This window comes from Stenotrophomonas sp. SrG (assembly GCF_050031795.1).
Taxonomy (GTDB): domain Bacteria; phylum Pseudomonadota; class Gammaproteobacteria; order Xanthomonadales; family Xanthomonadaceae; genus Stenotrophomonas; species Stenotrophomonas rhizophila_A.
The window spans coordinates 1-240 of record NZ_JBNBBE010001069.1 but is presented as its reverse complement, the minus strand read 5'-3'; the positions used below and the strand labels follow the sequence as shown (position 1 = coordinate 240).

Annotated in this window: 1 protein-coding gene; it reads left to right on the top strand. The window is 64.2% G+C overall.

The genetic code is table 11. The features are described 5' to 3' along the window. Nucleotides 1–39: 39 nt before the first annotated feature. A partial coding sequence (locus ACQG3P_RS22760; protein ID WP_426806317.1) for a GTPase occupies nt 40–240 on the top strand: 201 nt, incomplete at its 3' end.

Sequence of the window (240 nt, the reverse complement as noted above, 5' to 3'; positions counted from 1 at the left end):
CTGACCGCTTTCCGGGTGGCACAATTAGGAGTTACCGCGATGCTGCCCTTGGTCGCGCTGGTTGGACGGCCGATCGTCGGAAAGTCCAGCATCTTCAATGCGCTGACCCGTACCCGTGTCGCCCTGGTCCATGACCAGCCCGGCGTCACGCGGGACCGCAACTATGGTGGTTGCCGTCTGGTCGAGGACCACCCGTTCCTCGTCGTCGACACGGGCGGTATCTCGGAGGATGACGGAGGC